At 72.9% G+C, this 20,740-nt stretch carries 15 protein-coding genes; 8 read left to right on the top strand and 7 right to left on the bottom strand.

Annotation, left to right across the window (positions count from 1 at the left end):
• Positions 1-37 precede the first annotated feature (37 nt).
• The gene (locus H9Y04_RS28245; RefSeq protein ID WP_187816887.1) at positions 38-1,477 is read left to right on the top strand and encodes a PAS domain-containing protein; all 1,440 of its coding nucleotides are present in this window, start codon (positions 38-40) and stop codon (positions 1,475-1,477) included.
• Between the two features lie 22 nt (positions 1,478-1,499).
• Here H9Y04_RS28245 and H9Y04_RS28240 read toward each other — a convergent pair whose 3' ends face one another.
• A complete protein-coding gene (locus H9Y04_RS28240; protein ID WP_214661691.1) occupies positions 1,500-2,555 on the bottom strand; it encodes an aldo/keto reductase in 1,056 nt (351 codons plus the stop codon).
• A 224-nt stretch (positions 2,556-2,779) separates the two neighbouring features.
• On the opposite strand from H9Y04_RS28240, the gene H9Y04_RS28235 reads away from it, so the two are divergent.
• Entirely contained in the window at positions 2,780-3,673 is an 894-nt protein-coding gene (locus H9Y04_RS28235; protein WP_187816886.1) for a helix-turn-helix domain-containing protein, read from the top strand.
• Positions 3,674-3,691: 18 nt separating this feature from the next.
• Here H9Y04_RS28235 and H9Y04_RS28230 read toward each other — a convergent pair whose 3' ends face one another.
• Positions 3,692-4,456, bottom strand: a complete 765-nt coding sequence (locus H9Y04_RS28230; protein ID WP_187816885.1) for an SIS domain-containing protein — start codon at positions 4,454-4,456, stop codon at positions 3,692-3,694.
• 423 nt (positions 4,457-4,879) lie between these two features.
• Here H9Y04_RS28230 and H9Y04_RS28225 point away from each other — a divergent pair, with 423 nt between their 5' ends.
• Together H9Y04_RS28225 and H9Y04_RS28220 are read left to right on the top strand one after the other, a co-directional pair.
• Complete coding sequence (locus tag H9Y04_RS28225; RefSeq protein ID WP_052579321.1) at positions 4,880-5,572, top strand: iron-dependent transcriptional repressor DtxR; 693 nt, start codon at positions 4,880-4,882, stop codon at positions 5,570-5,572.
• 667 nt (positions 5,573-6,239) lie between these two features.
• Positions 6,240-7,112 (top strand): alpha/beta fold hydrolase, encoded by an 873-nt coding sequence (locus H9Y04_RS28220; RefSeq protein WP_187816884.1) that lies wholly within the window; start codon positions 6,240-6,242, stop codon positions 7,110-7,112.
• Positions 7,113-7,314: 202 nt separating this feature from the next.
• Here H9Y04_RS28220 and H9Y04_RS28215 read toward each other — a convergent pair whose 3' ends face one another.
• A complete protein-coding gene (locus H9Y04_RS28215) occupies positions 7,315-7,983 on the bottom strand; it encodes a bifunctional DNA primase/polymerase (protein WP_187816883.1) in 669 nt (222 codons plus the stop codon).
• A gap of 242 nt (positions 7,984-8,225) precedes the next feature.
• Here H9Y04_RS28215 and H9Y04_RS28210 point away from each other — a divergent pair, with 242 nt between their 5' ends.
• Together H9Y04_RS28210 and H9Y04_RS28205 are read left to right on the top strand one after the other, a co-directional pair.
• Positions 8,226-9,617 carry an NsdA family TPR-like regulatory protein gene (locus H9Y04_RS28210; protein WP_187816882.1) on the top strand — a complete coding sequence of 464 codons (1,392 nt, stop codon included), beginning with the start codon at positions 8,226-8,228 and terminating at the stop codon, positions 9,615-9,617.
• 678 nt (positions 9,618-10,295) lie between these two features.
• The gene (locus H9Y04_RS28205) at positions 10,296-11,387 is read left to right on the top strand and encodes a hypothetical protein (RefSeq protein ID WP_306660186.1); all 1,092 of its coding nucleotides are present in this window, start codon (positions 10,296-10,298) and stop codon (positions 11,385-11,387) included.
• A gap of 161 nt (positions 11,388-11,548) precedes the next feature.
• Here H9Y04_RS28205 and H9Y04_RS28200 read toward each other — a convergent pair whose 3' ends face one another.
• Complete coding sequence (locus H9Y04_RS28200) at positions 11,549-12,904, bottom strand: ABC transporter substrate-binding protein (protein ID WP_187816880.1); 1,356 nt, start codon at positions 12,902-12,904, stop codon at positions 11,549-11,551.
• Between the two features lie 171 nt (positions 12,905-13,075).
• Here H9Y04_RS28200 and H9Y04_RS28195 point away from each other — a divergent pair, with 171 nt between their 5' ends.
• Entirely contained in the window at positions 13,076-13,522 is a 447-nt protein-coding gene (locus H9Y04_RS28195; RefSeq protein ID WP_187817079.1) for an SCO4402 family protein, read from the top strand.
• A 98-nt stretch (positions 13,523-13,620) separates the two neighbouring features.
• A complete protein-coding gene (gene purU, locus H9Y04_RS28190) occupies positions 13,621-14,493 on the top strand; it encodes a formyltetrahydrofolate deformylase (RefSeq protein ID WP_187816879.1) in 873 nt (290 codons plus the stop codon).
• An 11-nt stretch (positions 14,494-14,504) separates the two neighbouring features.
• Here purU and H9Y04_RS28185 read toward each other — a convergent pair whose 3' ends face one another.
• From H9Y04_RS28185 to H9Y04_RS28175, 3 genes are read right to left on the bottom strand one after another with little or no spacing between them, the layout of a single operon-like run.
• Positions 14,505-15,854 (bottom strand): extracellular solute-binding protein, encoded by a 1,350-nt coding sequence (locus tag H9Y04_RS28185; RefSeq protein WP_236071567.1) that lies wholly within the window; start codon positions 15,852-15,854, stop codon positions 14,505-14,507.
• Complete coding sequence (locus tag H9Y04_RS28180; RefSeq protein WP_187816878.1) at positions 15,851-16,996, bottom strand: hypothetical protein; 1,146 nt, start codon at positions 16,994-16,996, stop codon at positions 15,851-15,853. The genes H9Y04_RS28185 and H9Y04_RS28180 overlap by 4 nt, the downstream gene beginning before the upstream one ends.
• A complete protein-coding gene (locus H9Y04_RS28175; protein ID WP_187816877.1) occupies positions 16,993-20,739 on the bottom strand; it encodes a tetratricopeptide repeat protein in 3,747 nt (1,248 codons plus the stop codon). Before H9Y04_RS28175 ends, H9Y04_RS28180 begins: the two co-directional genes overlap by 4 nt.
• Position 20,740 lies beyond the last annotated feature (1 nt).

Below are 20,740 nucleotides of genomic sequence, written 5' to 3'. Positions count from 1 at the left end.
AGCCGACAGGTGGACTCGTCCTGCAGGGGGTGGCCAGGTGAGTGCTTCCCGGCGCAGTGGAACTGCGCAGCCCACGGACCCCGAGAACCCCGGCGAAGGCTCGGGCGGCGCCGACTCCGGTACTCCGGGCGGCGGTTCCGGGGCGTCGAGCGGCACCGGCGGGCCCGGCTCGGCCGAGCTGCTCGCCGCGCTTCTCGACGGGATGGACGCCGCGCTGTGCGCGTTCGACGCGGACGGTGTGGTCACGCACTGGAATCGCGAGGCGGCCAGGATCCTCGGCTGGAGCCCCGAAGAGGCCGTGGGGCGGCGGGGGTTCGCGGGCTGGGCGGTGCGCACGGCGGACGCGGACGAGATCGAGGGGCGGCTGCTCGCGGCGATGCACGCGCCGGGGCGGCAGGTCCATGAGTTCGCGCTGGTGACCAAGGACGGCGGGCGGGTGCTCGTACGGACGCAGTCGGCGGCCGTGCCGGGGCCCGACGGCAAACCGGCCGGTCTCTACTGCGCGTTCAGCGAGGTGCACGCCCAGATCGATCTGGAGCGTTCGATCGCGCTGAGCGAGGCGCTGTTCGACGACGCGTCGTGGGGTGTGGTCCTGGTCGACGCGGATCTGCGGCCCGCCGTGGTGAACGCGCATGCGGCGCGTGCGCTGGGCGTCGGGCGTACGGCGGTGCTCGGACGGCCGCTGGGGGAGCTGCTCACGCAGGGCGTCGAGGAGCTGGAGAGCGCGCTCACCCATGTACTGGCCGAGGGCGCGCCGCCCGCGCCGGCCGAGCTGTGGGTGTCCGTACGCGGTGACGCGCAGGGTGCGGGGGAGCGGCGCTGCTGGCGCAGCGGGTTCCTGCGCCTGGGCTCGCCGCTCGCGGAGGAGCCGGTGCCGTTGGGTGTGGGCTGGCTGTTCCAGGACGTGACGGAAGCGAAGGTGGTCGAGCAGGAGGCGGCCCAACTGCGCTTCCGCAGCAATCAGTTGCACCGTGCCGGGCGTGCGGCGGGGGAGTGCGAGGACCCCATGGAGGCGGCGACGGTCCATCTGGACTTCGCCCTCGCGGGCTTCGCCGACCATGCCCTGATCGACCTGGTCACCTCGCTCGAACCGCCGCGTCTTGTGCGCGCGGCCGCCAGTCCCGTCGGCTCCCCGGGCCCGGTCCTGCCGGTCCCGATGGCCGGGATCCCGGTCCGTTACCCGGAGGGCCATCCGGCGTTCCAGTGCGTCCAGCGCGCGGGCTCCGTCCGCGCCTCCGCGGGCGGGGCGGCCAAGGACGCGGCCCGCGGCTGGGCGAAGGCCCGCCAGTGGCCGGACTCGACGGTGCACGCCCTGTGTGCGGTCCTGCGCAGCCGCGGCCGCACGCTGGGCGTCATCACCTTCCTGCGCAGCGACAGCCGCCCCCCGTTCGAACGCTCCGACGCCACCTACGCGGAGAGTGTGGCCGCGCGGGTGGCGGGGGCGGTGGATCTGGCGGGGGTGGTGGGGGGTTCGTAAGGGCCCGGAGGGCAGGCGGCCGTCAGGCCCCCCGTGCCGGACCCTCGCCCGCGCCCGTACGGACGATCGTCTCCGCGATCTCGGACAGGTCGGCCTCCGTGAGCGTGAGCGATCCCGCGCCGAGCCAGCCGTCGACCTGCGCGGCCGAACGGGCGCCGACGATTGCCCCCGTGAGGCCCGGCCACGCGAGCGTCCAGGCGACGGCGACCTCGGCCACGCTCACCCCGTGGCGCCCGGCCACGGGGCGCAGTGCCTCGGCGAGCGCGAGGTTGGCGGCCAGGCGCGTGGTGAAGTCGGGGTGCGTGGAGCGCCAGTCGTCCGCGCCGAGCGAGGCCGCGCGCTCGGCGGTGAACGCACCCGTCAACAGCCCCGACTGCATGGGCGAGTAGACGATGACGCCCGTGTCGTGCGCCCGGGCCCACGCGATCGTGTCCGCCGCCGAACGGTTGACGGCCGAGAACGGCGGCTGGATCGCATCGACGTGCGCCACCGCCTCCGCCCGCTCCAGCTCGGCCACCGAGTGGTTGGAGAGCCCGATCGCCCGGACCTTGCCCTCCCGCTTCAGATCGGCCATCAGCTGCCAGTACTCCTCGAGGGGGGTCGCGTTCGGCGACACTGTTTCCCCGTCGGTCCCACCGGAGTACGCGAAGGACTCACCGGTGTCGGGCCAGTGCACCTGGTACAGATCGATCGCCTCGACGCCCAACCGGCGGAGGGAGCCTTCGAGTTCGCGCCGTACGCTCGCGGGCTTCATCGTGCGGATCGCCGGCGCCGTCGGGTTCGCCGGGTCGCCGACCAGGCCCGCCTTGGTGAAGACATACGGGCGGTCGCCGGCCGGCAGGGACGCGAGCGCCTTGGCGACCACTTCCTCGGAGTGGCCGAGCCCGTAGTAGGCGGCGGTGTCGATCCAGTTCACCCCGCTCTCCACGGCGTGCCGGATCGCCGCGAGCGAGTCCGCGTCGTCGGTGGCGCCCCAGCTGTACGGCCAGCCGGGGCCGGACACGGCCCAGGAGCCGAAGCCCGTACGGGTGATGTGCATGCCGGTGGTGCCGAGGGGGAGGGTGGGAAGCGTGCTCATGAGGGTGTCCACTCCTGCGAGTCGGGGTGCGTGCGCCGTGCTTCCCGGCGCCGATCCTCATGGATCGCGAGCCCGCGGGGGCTACCCAGCCCTCCCTTGAAGGTACTTCTGCCAGTACCACCCTCGTACGGAGTCCTCGCCCGACCCTTGCTGTAATGGCGCGGCACACCGCCGTGGCCGCCGTCGCGACGGACCCCGCCGCCCGCAGGTCCAGGAGGCCGTTCATGCCGCAGCAGTCCCACGCTCCCGGTGAGCCCGGCGCCGGCCTGGGCGCGTTCCTGCGTTCGCGCCGGGCCCGGATCCGTCCGCAGGACGTGGGGGTGCCCGACTACGGGCGGCGGCGCGTACCGGGGCTCCGGCGCGAGGAGCTGGCGCAGCTGGCCGGGGTCAGCGCGCCGTACTACATCCGCTTCGAGCAGGGGCGGGCCGAGAACGTCTCGGCCGAGATCGTCGACGCGATCGCGAAGGTGCTCCGCCTGGACACGGACGAACTGGCCCATCTGCGCGCCCTGGTGCGGGCCACGGCGCACCGCCCGGCGCGTACGGCGGCCGTGTCCGGACCGCAGCGGGTGCGGCCGGGGCTGCTCAGGCTGCTCGAGACGATGCGGGACACCCCGGCGTTCGTCGTCGGCCGCCGCACCGACATCCTGGCCTGGAACCCTCTCGCGGCCGCCCTGCTCACCGACTTCGGGCAGCTGCCCGCCGAGCGGCGCAACAAGGCCTGGCTGGTCTTCTGCCACGACGAGGTCCGCTCACGGTTCGTGAACTGGCCGGTGAAGGCCCGGGACATCGTCGCGTATCTGCGGATGGACCTCGGCCGTCACCCCGGCGATCCGTCCTTCGCGGCCCTGGTCGCCGAACTGACCGCCCGCAGCCCGGAGTTCGGGCCGCTCTGGGACGCGCAGGAGGTACGGGACAAGACCCACGGCGGCTACCACCTGCGCCATCCGTCGGCGGGCGAGTTCACCCTCTCCTACGAGTCCCTCAAGCTCCCCGACGACCCGGACCAGACCCTGATCACGTACACGGCCGAGGCGGACACTCCCTCCCAGGCGGCCCTGGGCATCCTGGCCGACCAGGTGCGCTCGGAGCCGGCGGCGGTGGTGCCGGCGGGCTGATCAGGCCTGTCCCGGTCCCTAGTGCCGGTAGAAGATCCGGTCCCGGTACTTGCCGAAGACGCGGCCGTTCCATTCGTGGCCGCCGTCCACGTTGCCCGAGCGGAGCAGCGGCGGCTCGATGCCGCGAGAGGCCAGCTCGCCCGCCGCCGTCGCGAGCGTGGCCTGGAGCAGGGCGCTGGTGACGACCGTGGACGCCGGGGCGAACGGCGCCTCGATCCCGTCGAGCGTCAGCTCCGCGTCGCCGATCGCGATCTTGCTGTCGAGTACGACATCGCAGTGGTCCTTGAGATACGTGCCGGAGACATGCCGCGAGCGGGTCTCGGTCGCGTACGCCACCGAGGTCACGCCGATCACCTTCAGGCCCAGGGCCTGCGCGTTCATCGCCATCTCGACCGGCAGGGCGTTGCGGCCCGACAGGGAGATGATCACGAGGACGTCCCCGGGCTGCGCGGGGGACGAGTCGAGGACCGCGCCCGCGAGCCCGTCGACCCGCTCCAGGGCGGAGCCGAGGGTCGCCGGCATGACGTCCACGCCGACCACGCCCGGGACGGCGAGCAGGTTCATCAGGGCGAGCCCGCCCGCGCGGTAGACGATGTCCTGCGCGGCCAGCGAGGAGTGGCCCGCGCCGAACGCGAAGAGCCGCCCGCCCGCCTCGACGGTGTCGGCGATCAGGCCGCCCGCCGCCGTGATGTTCCCGGCTTCCTCGTCGCGCACCCGCTCGAGCAGGCCGATGGCCGCGTCGAAGTACTGGCCTGCGAGCTTGTTCTCGCGGGAAGGGCTCATCGCCTGGGGCCCCTTTCCGGGGGTGGGTGCCAACGTGCCGCGGATCACGTTGCGGTCTGGACCAGGCCCGTGTCAATACGACCTGGCGCTGCGTGAGCGGGGCCGGGCAGGGCGTCGCTCAGGGCCGCGCCGTGCCGTGATCGGGGCGGCACGGAGCCGTGAGCGGGACCGCGCAGGGCCGTGATCGGGGCGGCGCAAAGCCCTGGCGGGGGCCTGTCGGACCCCGGGAATGCGCCTGCGGAGCGCCTCCGGGCCCCTCTTGCCGGGCCCGGATTCTCCCGCACGGCACGGTTGTCAGTGCGATGCGTCAGAATTGAGTCCAGGGCTAGGACCTGTCTTGGCACCCCCGCCCGTCCGGCGCCGGGCGGTGGCGGGGGTGCCAAGACAGGCCCTGACGCGACGAGACTGCATCGAGGGGCACGTATGTCCGGACTGATCGACACCACGGAGATGTATCTCCGCACCATCCTCGAGCTCGAGGAGGAAGGTGTGGTCCCCATGCGTGCCCGGATCGCCGAGCGGCTCGACCAGAGCGGCCCGACGGTCAGCCAGACGGTCGCGCGCATGGAGCGCGACGGCCTGGTCTCCGTGGCCGCGGACCGCCACCTGGAGCTGACCGACGAGGGCCGCAGGCTCGCCACGCGCGTGATGCGCAAGCACCGCCTCGCGGAGTGCCTGCTCGTCGACGTGATCGGCCTGGAGTGGGAGCAGGTGCACGCCGAGGCCTGCCGCTGGGAGCACGTCATGAGCGAGGCCGTGGAGCGCCGCGTGCTCGAGCTCCTGCGCCACCCCACCGAGTCGCCGTACGGCAATCCGATCCCCGGTCTCGAAGAGCTGGGCGAGAAGGCCGAGGCCGACCCGTTCCTCGACGAGGGCATGGTCAGCCTGGCCGACCTGGAGCCGGGCACCGAGGGCAAGACCGTGGTCGTCCGCCGGATCGGCGAGCCGATCCAGACCGACGCCCAGCTGATGTACACGCTGCGCCGCGCGGGTGTGCAGCCCGGCGCCGTGGTCAGCGTGACCCAGGCCGCCGGCGGCGTCCTGGTCGGCAGCAGCGGGGAGGCGGCGGAGCTGGACGCGGAGGTCGCCTCGCACGTGTTCGTGGCGAAGCGCTAGCCCGCGGAGCGAAGCGTCGGCACACCGTTCTCTCGGGCCTATGGAACCTCGGTGGCCTCAACTCCCTCTCGATGAACGGTAGTTGGGCGAGGCGATTCCAAGATTCACGGACGGAATCGCCCCGCCCGGGCGATTTAAGTGCGAGGCTGTCCGTGAGGCAGAGGCATATGACCTGAGGGCTCTTGACCGCGTGGGCACCGGCGAGGGAGGGGCGGGAGGATGTGCCGTACGACCCGCCGTAGCGAGACGGCGCACGCCTGCCCCGCGCAGGCCGTGCGCATCCGCCCGGGCGTCGCATCCGTCCGCCGGGGTGTCCGCCGAGGCAGCGCACCCATCCGCCGTAGTGCCGCGTCAACCCGCAGCCGTACAACAGAGGGCCCCGGCACCTCGCGGTGCCGGGGCCTGTCCTCCCCTGTGCTGACCTGGAGCCCCGAGCTCTCAAGGTCAATCCCGTCGGACCGTCTTCCCCGAGCAGTCCGCCTCCCGCTGAAGATCTCCCCTCGGCCGCGCCGGTCAATCCTTGAGCGCTGTCACTCGAATGAGGGGTGTTGCCCGGCGATCGGGCTTTTTCGAATGGAGGTTCGATAACGTGGCCGTACGTTAGCCGTACGGCAGGGTTCAGGGAGCACGACGGCAAGAGGCCCGAGCGAGGGGGGTGCCAGGACGTATGGTGCGGCGCATCGACGTGACCGGAGCAGGCGGAGTGCGCCTTGCGGCCTGGGAGTTCGCCGATCCCCCCAAGGACGACAAGCAGCGCGCGGAGCTCGGCAATGAGCCCGGGGTGCTGTTATTGCACGGCCTCATGGGCCGCGCTTCGCATTGGGCGGGCACCGCCCGCTGGCTCTCCGCGCGGCATCGCGCGGTCGCCCTCGACCAGCGCGGCCACGGCCAGAGCGAGAAGCCGGCCGGCGGCCCGTTCACCCGCGAGGCCTATGTCGACGACGCCGAGGCCGCCCTCGTCCAGCTCGACCTCGCGCCCGCCGTGCTCATCGGCCACTCCATGGGCGCCCTGACCGCCTGGCAGCTCGCCGCCCGCCGCCCCGATCTCGTCAGCGGGCTCGTCATCTGCGATATGCGCGCCTCGGCGCTCGGCGCCGCCTCGCAGCGCGAGTGGTCCGACTGGTTCCAGGCCTGGCCCGTCCCCTTCGCCACGCTCGGCGACGTCCGCAAGTGGTTCGGCGAGGACGACCCCTGGGTCGAGCGCCCCAACCCCGCGCGCGGCAACTTCTACGCCGAGGTCATGACCGAGTCCGAGGACGGCTGGCGCCCCGTCTTCGACCGCGACCAGATGCTCAACACCCGCGAGACCTGGGTCTATGAAGCCCACTGGGAGGAGCTGGCGCAGGTCCAGTGCCCCACCCTGGTGGTCCGCGGCCTCGACGGTGAGCTGGGCCGCGCCGAGGCCCAGGAGATGGTGCGGGTGCTGCCGCGCGGCGAGTACGCGGAGGTCCCGGACGCGGGCCATCTCGTCCACTACGACCAGCCCGAGGGCTGGCGCGCCGTGGTGGAGCCGTTCCTGGACGGGGTGTTGGCGGAGTGACCCTGGGCGCGACAAGCGGAGTGACCCCGCGCGCGGCATAGCGGCTGCCTGACCAGGACGGGCCGAGCGGCCGGGCGTGACGGGCGAGAGGGCTGCCCGACCAGGACGGGCTGAGCGCGGCCGGGCATGACAAAAAGACCGCCCGCGCCCCCAGGTGCCCGGCGTACCGGACTCCCGCGGCGCGAACGGTCCCTTTCCCCGCCTACCTGCGCGCCTCGCGGCCGCACGCGTAGGCCAGCGCGCTGATCAGTTCCTCGGCGTCCGGGAGCCAGCGGTTGGCCGGGGTGGGGCGGCGCGCCCACTGGACCGAACCCTGCGAGCCGAAGCGGGTCGGGGGCGCGGCCACCCAGTCGCCCTCGCCGAGCGTGCGCAGATCCAGGGCGGCCGGGCTCCAGCCGAGCTTCCGTACGAGATCGGGGATCTTGGCGCTCGCACCGGGCAGCACGAAGAACTGCATCCGGCGGTTCGGCGTCAGCGTCACCGGACCGAGCGTCAACTCCATGCGCTCCAGGCGGGCGAGCGCCAGGAAGCCCGCGGTCTCCGGCACGTCGAGCGCGTCGAAGGTGCGCCCGGTCGGCAGCAGGATCGAGGACTTGGGCTGTTTCGACCACAGCCGGCGCGCGACCGTGGCGCTGCCGGTGGCCTGCGTGGCCCAGTCGTCACGGGCCGGGTGTGCACCGGGCAGGGCGCAGCCGGGCGTCTCGCAGGAGCAGCGCTCGGAGCCCGAGGAGTCTTCGCGGATCTCGAGCCAGGTGCCCGGGAACACGTCCCAGTGCCGTTCCTCCGCATACCGCACGGCGGTGTCGAGCAGCGTCTCGCCGCGCTGCTGGGGGATCAGATCGGCCGTCGCGGGGGTGATGGTCTCTTCCACGAAGTGTTCAACTCCGGCTTTCACCCCGGGTTACGGGCAGTACGCGCGCCGCACAGGCGCATCGATCCTGCATACGGGGCGCATGGGTGCATGAGCGGGGGCGCGCATGGGGATCGGCAGCGGGGTGTGGGTAGCCAGCAGTGAGGGGTCGATCACGGCCTGTGCACTTGCCCGCATCTTCCCTTCCGTACCTGGGCATTGATCACCAAAGTGATCAACTCGGCGCACACAGGGGGTACGCCATGGCCGCAAGGCCTCTCGTAGCGCGGCAGCCGAACGAACGGCTGCAGGCGCTGATCCAGGAAGCCGGCTGTTCCAATGCCGGGCTCGCGCGCCGTGTGAACATGTGCGGTGCCGAGCACGGACTCGATCTGCGCTACGACAAGACCTCGGTGGCCCGCTGGCTGCGCGGGCAGCAGCCGCGCGGCAGGGCGCCCGCGATCATCGCCGAGGCGCTCGGGCGCAAACTCGGCCGCACGGTCACGATCGACGAGATCGGCATGGCCAACGGCAAGAACCTCGCCTCGGGCGTGGGCCTGCAGTTCTCGCCGACGGTGCTCGGCGCGATCGAGCAGGTCTGCGAGCTGTGGCGCAGCGACGTGGGTCGGCGCGACTTCCTGTCGGGTTCGTCGGTCGCCGCCTCCGCGCTCGTCGAGCCGAGTCGCGACTGGCTGATCACGGCGATGGACCAGCAGGTGGCGCGTTCGGCGGGCGCGCGGGTCGGTACGGCGGATGTCGAAGCGGTACGGGCGATGACGGAGGCGCTCACGCAGCTCGACCACCAATTCGGCAGCGGGCACGTACGTCCGGTCGTCGTGCACTACCTCAACTCCGTGGTCTCCGGGCTGCTCGCCGGCTCGTACCGGGAGGCCGTGGGGCGTGAACTCTTCGCCGCGGTGGCCCGGTTGACGGAGCTCGCGGGCTACATGGCCATCGACACCGGACAGCCAGGCCTCGCGCAGCGGTACTACATCCAGGCGCTGCGGCTCGCGCAGGCAGCCGGCGACCGCGGCTACGGCGGATACGTACTGGCCGCATCCATGAGCCACTTGGCGGCGCAGCTCGGTAATCCGCGCGAGATCGCCCAGCTGGCGCGGGCCGCGCAGGAAGGGGCGCGCGGGCGGGTCACGCCGCGCGCCGAGTCCATGTTCTACGCGGCGGAGGCGCGCGGGCACGCGCTGCTCGGGGACGCCAGGACGACCCAGCTGGTGGTTGCGCGGGCCGAAGCGGCGATGGAGCGGGCCGAGGCGGCCGGGCCGGGCTCCGGCGACGACCCCGTGTGGATCCGGCACTTCGACCGCGCGTATCTCGCCGATGAACTCGCCCACTGCTACCGCGACTTGGGCCAGGCGGAGGCCGCCGAGCGGGCGGCTCGCGACGCGCTCGACGGGCTGCCGGAGTCGCGGGTGCGCCGGCGGGCGATCGGTCTGGTGCTGCTCGCCTCGGCGCAGGTGCAGCGGCGTGAGGTCGAGCACGCCTGCCATACGGGGATGCGCGCCGTGGAGCTGCTCGGGACGCTGCGCTCGAACCGTGGTGCCGAGTATCTGGACGATCTGCAGCAGCGGCTCGAACCGTTCCGTGAGGAGGCGGTGGTCAGGGAGTTCGGGGCGCGGCTCGAGATCCAGGCCGCGTAACGGGCGCGGGCGGGCAGGAACAGCGCCGTAGCGGTCGCACGTGGTGCAGCCGGGACGGCAGGACGGAGCTGCGTACCGCCGTCCACTGGGGAGCCGGTAGCGTTAACCGACGATTCCAGAGTTCCCCCATTGGTAGGAGTCCCGGTGACGCAGAGCGGACAGGGCGAGGAGCCGCAGTCTCCCGCGGCGCGGCCCGCCCACGAAGGCGTCGTACTGCCCGCCGACGGCGGTGCGCCCATGACGCCCGGCATGTACGGGGAGCCCGCAGGTGGCGCAGTTCCCGCGGGCGGACAGCCGTGGGGCGGATCCTGGGGCCCGGGGTCGGCGCCCGCGCCGGGCTCGGAGACGGCGCCCGTGGCGGGGCAGACATGGGGGGCGCCCCAGGCGCCCCAGGCGCCCCAGGCGCCTCAGGCGTCTTCGGCTGAGGGGCAGGGGCTGCCGGCCGCGCCCGCTTCGGATGCCGATGCGACGCAGTACATACCGCCCGTACCGGGGCAGTCCATACCGCAGATGCCCCCGCAGGCGTCTCCTCAGGTGTCCCAGGGCTCGCCATCGCAGTTGCCCCCGCAGATGCCCGCTCCGGGTTCGCACGGCCAGTCCGGCGGCGATGAGGCGCTGACGCAGATAATTCCGCCCATTATGGGCAATTCGCACGAAATGGGCGCAGGGGGGCGGCACTTGCCCCCGCAGGCACCGCCCGGCGCCCTGCCTCCGGAGCAGCCCGCCGAGTCCACGTACCTCCTGGGCCGCCGGCAGGCGCCGCAGCAGCCGCCCGCGGGGCCGGACGCCCAGGCCACGCAGTACCTGCCGCCCGTACCGCCCGCGCAGAACGCGATGCCGCCCGCTCAGGGCGGCATGCACCAGGGCGGCATGCCTCAGGGCGCCGTGCCGCCCGCGCCCGCCGGAGCGCCGTACGGGATCAGGCCCGGGGCGCCGGGGGACCGGCAGCCGCCCGCCGAGTTCGACAGCCTCTTCCGCAGCGAGCCCGCCGAGGGTCCGGCCGACTCCACGCAGCAGATGCCCCGCTTCCAGGAGCCCGCGCCCGCCCCGCGTACGCAGCAGCGATACGACGGCGGGCAGGGATACGGCGGGCAGGGCCACGGCGGCGGACGGGCCGCGGCGCGCCACGACGACAGCGGGCCGACGCGGGGCCGGGTGCTCGCCGTGGTCGGCATCGGTATCGCCGCGGTCGGGATCGCCGCGGGCGCCCTGATGGGGCTGCTCGGGGGTGACGACGAGGGCGGCGAGGAGAACCCCGAGCCGGCCGCCGCGTCCGGGCCCGCGCAGAACGAGTCCTCGAAGCCCGCCGCCGACCCGGCCAAGGCGCAGGCCGTCGCCCTGGACAAGCTGCTCGCCGACTCCAACAACAGCCGGGACGCGGTGATCCGGTCCGTGGAGGCGATCAAGAGCTGCGAGAACCTGGGCAAGGCCGCGCAGGATCTGCGGGACGCGGCCGGGCAGCGGAACTCCCTGGTGACGCGGCTCGCCGAGCTGAAGACGGACAAGCTCCCGCAGCATCAGCAGCTGCGGGATTCGCTCAACACGGCCTGGAAGGCGTCCGCTTCGGCCGATACGCACTATGCGGCGTGGGCCGATCAGGTGGCCGGTAAGAAGGGGTGTCCCAAGGGCAAGGCCCGTGCGACGCCTCAGCTGCAGGCGGGCAACAAGGCCAGCGGCGAGGCGACCATCGCCAAGCGGGACGCTGCCCCGCTGTGGAACGCGATCGCCGAACAGTGGAGCCTGCCCACGCGGACGCCTCAGCAGCTCTGAGGGTTGTCCGCGCTCGGGTGCGGGTCCGGTGGGGGTGCGGGATGCGCCTGCGGCGGGCCTCTTCCCCCCACCCCGCCCCTTCCCGAAACCGGGGGCTTCGCCCCCGGACCCCCGCATCCGAACTCCGTTCGGATCTGCTCAAACGCCGCAGGGGCTGGGTGTCAGATCGTCTGCTCCAGCGTGTCCGTCATGTCCACCGGCTCGCGGCCCACTGCCGTGAGCTGGCCGGAGCGCACCTGCTGGAACCAGACGTGGGCGTTGACCATGCGGGGGTAGTCGCGGACCGCGATCGTGTCCTCGAAGCGCCAGCTCAGCGTCGGGGTCAGGCCGCCGGTCTTCACGCGGATCCCGTCGTTCAGGGCGCGCGTGACCGAGTCCGCGTTCACCGCGCCCTCGCCCAGGGACTCGACGACCTGCTTGAGGACCGTGTACGCGATCCACGTGTTCTGGACGCTCGCGTCCGCAGGGTCGATGCGGTTGTCGTTGAAGGCCTGTTCGGTGATCACCTTGCGCATGGGCGCCCAGCGCTGATCGCCCGCCGCCGGGTACCAGCCGGTGACGTACGCGCCTTCGTACACACCGGACTTGCCGCCGCCGCGGTTGATCGCGGTCTGGTCGAGCGAGCCGAGCACGGAGCCGATCCGTACGTCCTGGAAGTCCTCGCGCACGCGGCGCAGCGAGTCGAAGAACGTGGTCGTCTGGTCGCCGAGCGCCGCCGTCACACACCCCTTGCGGGCCTGCTCGCGCGCGCCCTCGACGCCCAGCGTGGTCGCCAGCGTCGCGGGTGCGCCCGCCTCGGCCAGGGCCCGTTCGGCCTGCTTCGTGAAGTCGTTGGCGTCCTCGCCCGCGCGGATGTCCGTGGCCTTGGGCCGCCCCGCCCGCTTCAGCGAGAAGTCGAGCAGCTCGGGCAGGTCGTCGCCGGCGATGGTGTCCGGGCGCACGAGGGAGACCTTGGCGCAGTGCTCGGCGAGCTGCTCCCCGTTGCCCGCCATCAGCGCCACCTGCCCGCCGTTGACGGGGTACGAGAGCGGGCTGGTGAACTCGTCCTCGGTGAGCCCGAAGCCCCCGATGAACGGGATGCCGTCCGCCTCCAGGGTGGACAGGAACGACTGCCCGTACTGGCTGTACGAGCCCACCACGGCCACCACCTCGGCATCGACCGCCTTGCGTGCGCAGTCGGCCGCGCCGCTCACGTCGTTCTGCTCGTTGCAGGTGATCACCTCGAGGTCGCGCCCGCCGAGCCCGCCGTTTTCGTTGACCCAGCGCGCGTACGCCTTGGCCATCGCCGGTACGCCGGGCGCGTTCGTGCCCTTGGTGTTCTCGGGCGCCCAGGTCATCACCGTGACCGGGCCCTGTGTCTCGGACGAGAGGCCGGGTAGCGCACCGCAGCCGGTGGCAAGGGTGGCGGTCACGGCCAGGGCCAGGCCGAGGGAGGTGCGGCGGCCCGGTGAGCGGAGGGCGCGGGACGGCAGGGGCGAGCGGCGGACGGTGGGCAGGGCACGCAGCCGATTGGTCATGGACACGCACTGTTACGTCACGTTCCGAATCTTTGAGTGAACTTGCCTCAACGGAAAGTGACTTCGAGGTGAACATGGGGGGCCAAAGGGATCACCGGAGCGAAGAACGTACGATCGGCAACCGTGCAAAGCTCGGAGAAGTCTTCCCGTCGCGGCCGCCGCTCCTCCACCATGGGCGGCATGCCTCTGAACGACATGCCATGGTGGCGCTGGCGCAGCAATGTGCGCTCGGCGCTGCACATGATCTCCGACCCCGTCTTCCAGCAGGAGTGCTGGCTGGCCGGACGCGAGGAGTACGGGGACGTCACCGACGCCGTGTACCGCCTGGTCGAGGACACCTGGCTCGACAACTGGTCCGCCGAGAAGTACGTGGGCACGATCTTCCGTGACCCGCAGGAGGCCGCCCTGGTCGACACCGCGGTGCTCCGGGTCCTGCGGATCATGCACCAGGTCGGCCCCGACGCGCCGGTGCAGACCTACCTCGAGCACCACGGCTGGCCCGAGGCCGTACGGGCGGCGCGCGACGCGCACGTCCGCATGGCCCAGAGCGACGGGGACGATCCGGACGCCGCGCCGCGCACCCTCGAGGTGCTGCGGATCATGACGCGCTCGGCCTGACGTGCGCGCTCCGGACGCGGCGAGCGCCCGGAGCCGAGGCGCGTCCGATCGGCGATACGCGGAACCGTCCAGCGGCCCGCGTATGGGATCCTGCGGGGATGACTGAGCAGCCCGCGTCCGTTTCCGACCAGTACGTCCTGACCCTGTCGTGTCCCGACAAGCAGGGCATCGTGCATGCCGTCTCGTCGTATCTCTTCATGACGGGCTGCAACATCGAGGACAGCCAGCAGTTCGGCGACCGTGACACCGGCCTGTTCTTCATGCGGGTGCACTTCTCGGCCGAGGCGCCCGTCACCCTGGAGAAGCTGCGCGCTTCGTTCGCGGCGGTCGGCGACTCCTTCCAGATGGACTGGCAGCTGCACCGGGCCGAGGACCGGATGCGGATCGTCCTGATGGTGTCGAAGTTCGGCCACTGCCTGAACGATCTGCTGTTCCGCGCCCGGACCGGCGCGCTCCCGGTGGAGATCGCCGCGGTGGTCTCCAACCACACCGACTTCGCGGAGCTGGTCGCCTCCTACGGCGTGCCCTTCCACCACATCCCGGTGACCAAGGACACGAAGGCCGAGGCCGAGGCGCGGCTGCTCGAGCTCGTGCGCGAGGAGAACGTCGAGCTCGTCGTCCTCGCCCGCTACATGCAGGTGCTCTCCGACGACCTGTGCAAGCAGCTCAGCGGCCGGATCATCAACATCCACCACTCCTTCCTGCCGAGCTTCAAGGGCGCGAAGCCGTACCACCAGGCGCACGCCCGCGGTGTGAAGCTGATCGGCGCCACGGCGCACTATGTGACCGCCGACCTCGACGAGGGCCCGATCATCGAGCAGGAGGTCGAGCGGGTCGGCCACGAGGTCACTCCCGAGCAGCTGGTCGCGATCGGCCGTGACGTGGAGTGCCAGGCGCTCGCGCGCGCGGTGAAGTGGCACGCGGAGCACCGGATCCTCCTGAACGGGCGGCGCACGGTCGTCTTCGGCTGACCGCTTTCGGCTCACGAGTTCTCGTACGGGTCCGGCGGAGGCTTGTCGCAGAGGTCGTCGAGGACGAACGCATCGTCGGCGCGCTGCAGCCGGGCCTCCCGTTCCAGGCCCTGGAGCAGCGCGTCGAGCGTGCGCTCGTCGGGCTTCGCCAGGAACTCGAGCGCGGCCCGCTGGAACGCGTCGCGCAGGGACGGCGGCATCGCGTCCGAGGCGTCGAAGCAGATCCTCTCGGCCTTGTAGAAGAGGTTCTCCACCTGGGCCGTCGCACCGCCCCTGCGCGGCGCGACGCCCACCGCCCCGGGGAACAGCGGACGCTCGCCCTCGCTCTCGGCCGATGCGGCCCAGGCCGTGCGGGCCTTCGGTCCGGTGAGCTCGCGGACCAGCTCCCAGGCCTCGTCGCCCGGCGCGAACACCGCGGCCATGTCCCCGGAGACCTCGTAGGTGTCCGTGTGCTTCTGGCCGACGGAGGACACGAACCGGGGTGTCGGGGCCGGCTGATACGTGTCGTCGTAGTGGCGCCGTATGAACGAGCCCTGGTGTTCGAGGCGGCAGCCCTCCTGGGAGTTGAGCAGTCCGGAGCCGGCTTCGAAGGAGCGGGTGAGCGCCGCCCGGCGCTGCTTCTCCCCCTTGGATCCCTTGGCGCCCCGGGGCAGCAGCTTCCCCCAGTCCTGCCAGGCCTGCCGCACCTCCTTGCCGGTCCACGGCACCGACGCGTCGCCGAGCGCCCACCGCTGGTAGACATCGGGGCCCTGGCGCCGTAGGAGCAGGTCCTCGATCCAGTCGGTGCCGGGCCAGCCCGAGGTCGCGCCGGAGCTCATGCCGAGACACCAGGGCGCCGGCTTCTCCGAGCGGTCGTCGGGCCGGTGCCACACGATCCCCTTGAGGTCGATGCGCACCGGCGCCCAGTACGCCCGCCGGGTCAGCTGCTCCTCGCCCTCGACCCGCACCGTGACATCGGGGGCCCAGGGCTTGATGGCCCGGTCGGCGATGTCGTCGGGCAGCGGGTGCGCGGAGCCGTTGCGGGCGTAGTCGGTCAGCTCGCCGAGGCTGTTGAGGATCGCGACGTCCGGGGGTGCGCCGGCCTGCAGCTGGGCCACGAGGGTGTCGCGCAGGGAACGGGTGCCGGAGTAGAAGTAGTGGACGCCCGTGCGCTTCTCGATCTCCTTCAGGGCCGCCACGAACGGCTTCTCCTCGCCGTCCGTCCAGGGCCCGAGAACGGTGACCGTAGGGTCCTCGGAGCCCGTGCAGGCACCCGCGGACAGCGTGGTCACGACGCAGAGCGCGGCGCCGGCCGCGGCCCGCAGCAGCCGCGCCGCCCGGCCGCCGGTCCTCCTGCGGCGTCCTTCGTGGTCGGCCCTCATGCGCCTGCCCGCCTCCCCGCCGACGGATATCCGAGTCCGTAGCTGTACAGCGCGAGCCCCGCGGACACCGCGCCCGCCGTGCCCACGCCCAGGGCGATCCGTGCCGTCTGCGCCCAGCCCACCGGGCCCGCCTCGTCGAGGGTGTCCGTGATCTCCCCGCCCCGGCCGGCCAGTTGCTCCGGTGCGCTGCCGGACAGGTCTTGTACCTGCGTCCGCACGTCCCGCTGCGCGGCGTGCTCCTCCAGGGCGCCCGCGGCGAGCAGCCCGTACACCGCGGCGGCGAGTCCGAGCAGCGCCCACAGCGGAGCGCTGATCAGCCGCAGCCGGAGGCGGCAGAACCGCAGGGTGCCCGCAAGGACGACGGCGAGCAGCGCGGCGGCCGGCAGCGTCAGGAGCGCGAGCAGCAGCGGGGTGAGGGCGGCCGGCTGGTCGCGGGTCTCCTGCCGCAGCTCCGCTTCGAGTGCGGCGATCCGGCCGAGCAGCGCGATGGGTTCGCCGTGCTGGGCCGTGAGCGGTGTGCACTGCAGCGTCTTCTCGGCCCTGTCGCACAGGATGTCGGCCCCGTAGTTGACGCCCGCCTTGCGCATCCCGGGGTTCTCGCGGTTCTGGTCGGCCATCGAGATCGCCTTGCTGTAGGACCGTACGAGGCCCTGGACGATGCCGAGTTGCTGGGTCTGCCGTGCGTCGAGCGCTCCGGACCGGCCCGCCCCGTCCAGGGCCCGTCCGGCCCGGCTCAGGAGCGTCTCGTAGAGCTCCCCGATCGCCACCTGGCCCGGCTGCTCGGACACGGTCTCCCGGTCGAAGGGTCCGAAGCGGCGGACCGCCTCGTCCTGCGCCTTGTGCAACTGCACCCGCGCCTCGGCGAGACCGGTCAGCGCGGGCGTGAGCCGGTTGCGCACCTGGTCGGTGCGGCCGTGCACATCGAAGTACGCGCCCGCCGTGAGCGCGAACAGCAGGAGCGCGAGGGCCGGCACCAGGACCCTGCGTTCGCGCAGGAACTCCGGTGTGCGCCGCGGCCGTTGCGTACGGTACGGCTCACCGCAGGCCCACTTCCACAGCGCGGGCACCGACCGCCGCGGATCGAGCCACGTCGCCCGTACGCGCAGCCGGCGGCCGACCGCGCCGAGGCGGCGGGGCCTCATCCGTCCGCCTCCCGCCCGCCGGACAGCCACCGGGGCAGCCGGGGTCCCGCTCCTTCGGCCCGGTGCCGCACGCGGGTCGGCCGTACCCGGTGCGCGTTGTCGAGGAGCGCCTCGATCAGCGCGTCGTCCGCGGCGCGCCCCGTGCGCGGTACCTGCCGGGCCAGACGCCGGTAGCTGTCGGAAAGCCGCAGCAGGAGCTGCTCCTGCGTGCGCGGCACCCGCAGCGCCGCCGGCAGATCCCGGTCGAGGTCGACCGGGAGCCGCCCCGCGAGCTCCGACCAGGGGTCGGTGCCCGTGCGCCGTGCCGTGTCGACCACGAGCACGAGCAGCTCGAGCAGATCCGTACGGAGCCGCTCCTCGGCCGCCGTGTCGGTGAGCCCTTCGTACTCGACGAGCCGGCGCAGCGCCGAGAACGCCAGTGTGAACTCCCCGAGCGTGGGCGCCGGTTGCCGGTCGTGCAGGCCCGCGTGGATCCGTACGAGCGCGGTGCGCGCGGCCGTGCGGTGGCGCGAGTCGGGCGGCACGCCTTCGAGCGCGACGACCGCCTCGCGCGGCAGCCGGTCGGCCAGATGCATCCGGGCCAGGCCGAACGCGGCGCTGCCCTGCGCGTGGTTGCGGCACCACACCGAGCGGTAGAACTCCTTGGCCTGTCCGGCCTGTCCGAGGTGTTCGTGGCAGTAGCCGAGGGCCAGCTTCGGCGCGTACTCGCCGGGGATGTCCTCGTACACCTGGGTGAACAGCGGGCGGGCCCGTTCCACGCGCTGGTGCGCGAGGTGCAGGAGGCCCTCGTGCCAGGGGATGCGCCAGTCGTGCGCGGCGCGCGGCGCGCCGATCAGACGGCCGGCCTCGCGCAACGCCTCCTGGGCCGCCTCGAGTTGGTGGACGAGCTCGTCGAGCGGGCTGCGGGGCCGCTCGCGGGGGTCCTCGCTCTCATGCGGCAGGGCGAGGGTGTTGCGGGCGGCGCGGGCCTGGTGGATGTGCAGCCGGCAGTGCAGGAGCAGCAGTTCGGGGGTGGGATCCCAGCGGGCGATCCGGCCGAGCAGACCCTTCGGGTCGTTGTACGCGATGCGCTGCAGCCGCTTCCAGTTGGGGTCGTTGCGGTCGGGGTGCGGCGGCGGCAGGTCCGCGGCGGCGTCCGCGGGGGCGGGCGGGGGCTGCGGGCCGAGGAGGCGTTTGTGCGAGCCGCCGTCGGCCCACTGCTCCAGGGGCGGTGCGGAGCCGAGGCCGCCGTCCAGAGTGTCGGCCACCGGACCGAAGTGCAGGGAGGGTGCGAAGGTCTCCTCGTTGAGGCGCAAGGAGCGCAACTCCCGTAATACCGCGTGGAGTTGTCCGGCCATCTCTTCGGCGGAAGCGAAGCGTTCCGCCGGGTCGCGGCGCATGGCGCGCGCGATCGTGAGTCGCAGCGAACGCGCGCCGAGGCCCTGCACCGCCGGTGCGGCCTCCAGGAGGTTGCGCAGGACGTCCCCGAGGCAGTACAGATCGCCGGGCGGACCCATCCGGCCCTCGCCGCGTGCCTCCGGCGGGTTGACCGTGCAGGGCCCGGCCTCGCCGAAGTCGCGTACCGCCGCGACGTCGATGAGTTTGATGGTGTCGCCGCAGTGCAGCACGTTGTTGAGCGACAGATCGCCGTAGACGAGCTCCTTCACGGTGTGCAGGTACTGCAGCGCGTCCAGGATCCGCACCCCGTACACGGCGATGAACTCGAAGACCCGCTCGTCGTGGAACGGCGGCTCGCGGCGCAGCATCCGCTGCCGGATGTTCTCCAGGGCGAGCCCGTCGGCGAACTCCATGACGAGCAGCGGCCCCCCGCCGTCCTTGTCCAGGATCGCGTTGTGCACCTTCACGATGAACGGGTGGTTGAGGTCGACCAGACGTACGCGCTCGGCGGCGGCCTGTTCGGCGGCGTAGTCGTCCCGCGGGTTGTGCCGCTTGAGCGCGACGAGGCGGTTGAGCAGCGCGCGGTCGTGCGCGAGATACACCTGCCCGTAGCTGCCGCTCGCGAGCCTGCCCACCACGTGGTACTGCTCCTCCGGCTCCACGAACCGCGGTTCGCGGCCCGGGGGTTCGGAGCGCGGCCGCGGTGTGCTGCGCGGCGCCGGGCCGGTCAGCCGCGGCCCGCGCACCTGCACCCGCGGCAGCTCCTCCAGACCCTCGCCCGGCGGCTCGATGCTGATCTCCAGAGGGGCCGCGAGCCGGGCCTCGCGGGCGCGGAGCGCCAACAGCCGGTTCTCCACGTCGAGTTCGAGCAAATAGAGGTCGTACACCGCCCGCAGCGGATCGCTCAGCGCCGCACGCCGGTGCCGGTCCAGGCGCCCGAGGAGTTCTTCCGCGTCGTCCGGGCGGGTCTCGTGGGTGCGCTCGGAGACCCGCTGCCGCACCCGGCGCAGCTCGTGCAGGCGCTGCTCGATCCGCTCGCCGACGGCGGCCGGCCACTCGCGGCCGAGCATTTGCTCGTACAGCAGACGCAGCAGCGGAGCCCGTGGATCGCGGAACGCGAGCAGCAGCCGTGCCTGCCGACGGGCCCGTACGGCGAGCAGCAGCGCGAGCACGTCCTCGGGGGCGGAGGAGCAGTCGTCGGGGAAGAGGAAGGCGGCGGTCATGCCGGGGCAGTCGGCGGCGATACGGGAGAGCAGGCGCTCGTCGTGAACGCGCTCGTCAGGGGAGGCGGGCCCGGTGTCGATCCCGGCTCGTTCGGCGAACCGGTGGATCAGGTGGGAGACGGTACGGGTGGTCGCATCGACCGCGAAGTCGATCGCGCCGGTCAGCGGGCCCTCGCCCGCCGTCTCCTCGGGCGGCCGGGACTGCTGCTCCCGGTCGGCCGCGAGGAGCGTCCCGCGCAGCGTGTCCAGATCGCCGGTCCTGCCCTCCCGTACGAACACCACCTCGACCGGCAGCGCGTCCATCTCGCCGTCCAGCCAGCGCACGAGCCGGCGGCGCAGGCCCGGGTCGGGCTGCTCGCCCGCCGAGGCCCGGACGGGCCGGGCGATGTCGCCCGCGACGGCACGGACGCCCGTGACCGTGATCCCCAGCTCCTCGAGCCCCAGCTCGCGCTGGACGGTCTCCGTCGGGATCAGCGAGGCGTGGTCGAGCCGGTCGGCCGGGTGCGCGGTGCCGCGCCGCCCGAGCCGGCGCGTGAGCAGCCCGATCACCCGCCCTGAGCGGGCGTGCACGACGCCCGCGCCGCTGTAGCCCTCCCGGATGGACACGTCGGCGGTGTCGAGCGCGACCCAGCCGGACGCGGGCCGGTGCGCGTCCGCCGGTTTGCCCGCGCCCGCCAGGCTCTCCGGATCGCCGAGGCCGAGCAGTACTGTCTCGGTGAGCTCGCCGCCGAGCAGGTCGCAGGGGTACCCGGTGACCTGGACGGGTGCGCCGCGGGCCGGGATCTGCCGGTGCAGCCGGGCGGGCCGCACCCCGGCCGCGGGCTCCTCCTCCAGTTCGAGCAGGACGAGGTCCCCGCCGCGCCCGGGGCGCGGCGGGATCAGCCGGCCGTCGACGACGCGTGCGCGGACGGGCTCGGCGGGGTCCGGCCCGGGTGCGCCGGGGAAGTCGGCGTACAGGTCCTCGTACGGCCGCACGGCAGGCGAACCGTCCGGCAGGACGACCTGCGCGCAGCTCACCACGTATCGCGGGTGCACCAGCACACCGGCGCCCAGCGGCTCGGTCCGCTCCGCGGCCCGGAACAGCCGGACGCGCCAACTCTCCTGCCCTGGCGTGGAGTTGAGGCTGCGCCGGGATGTCCCCATG

This window comes from Streptomyces polyasparticus (assembly GCF_014493765.1).
GTDB classification, from domain to species: domain Bacteria; phylum Actinomycetota; class Actinomycetes; order Streptomycetales; family Streptomycetaceae; genus Streptomyces; species Streptomyces polyasparticus.
The sequence above is the reverse complement of the archived record's forward strand: the minus strand, read 5'-3'. Positions and strand labels throughout refer to the sequence as shown.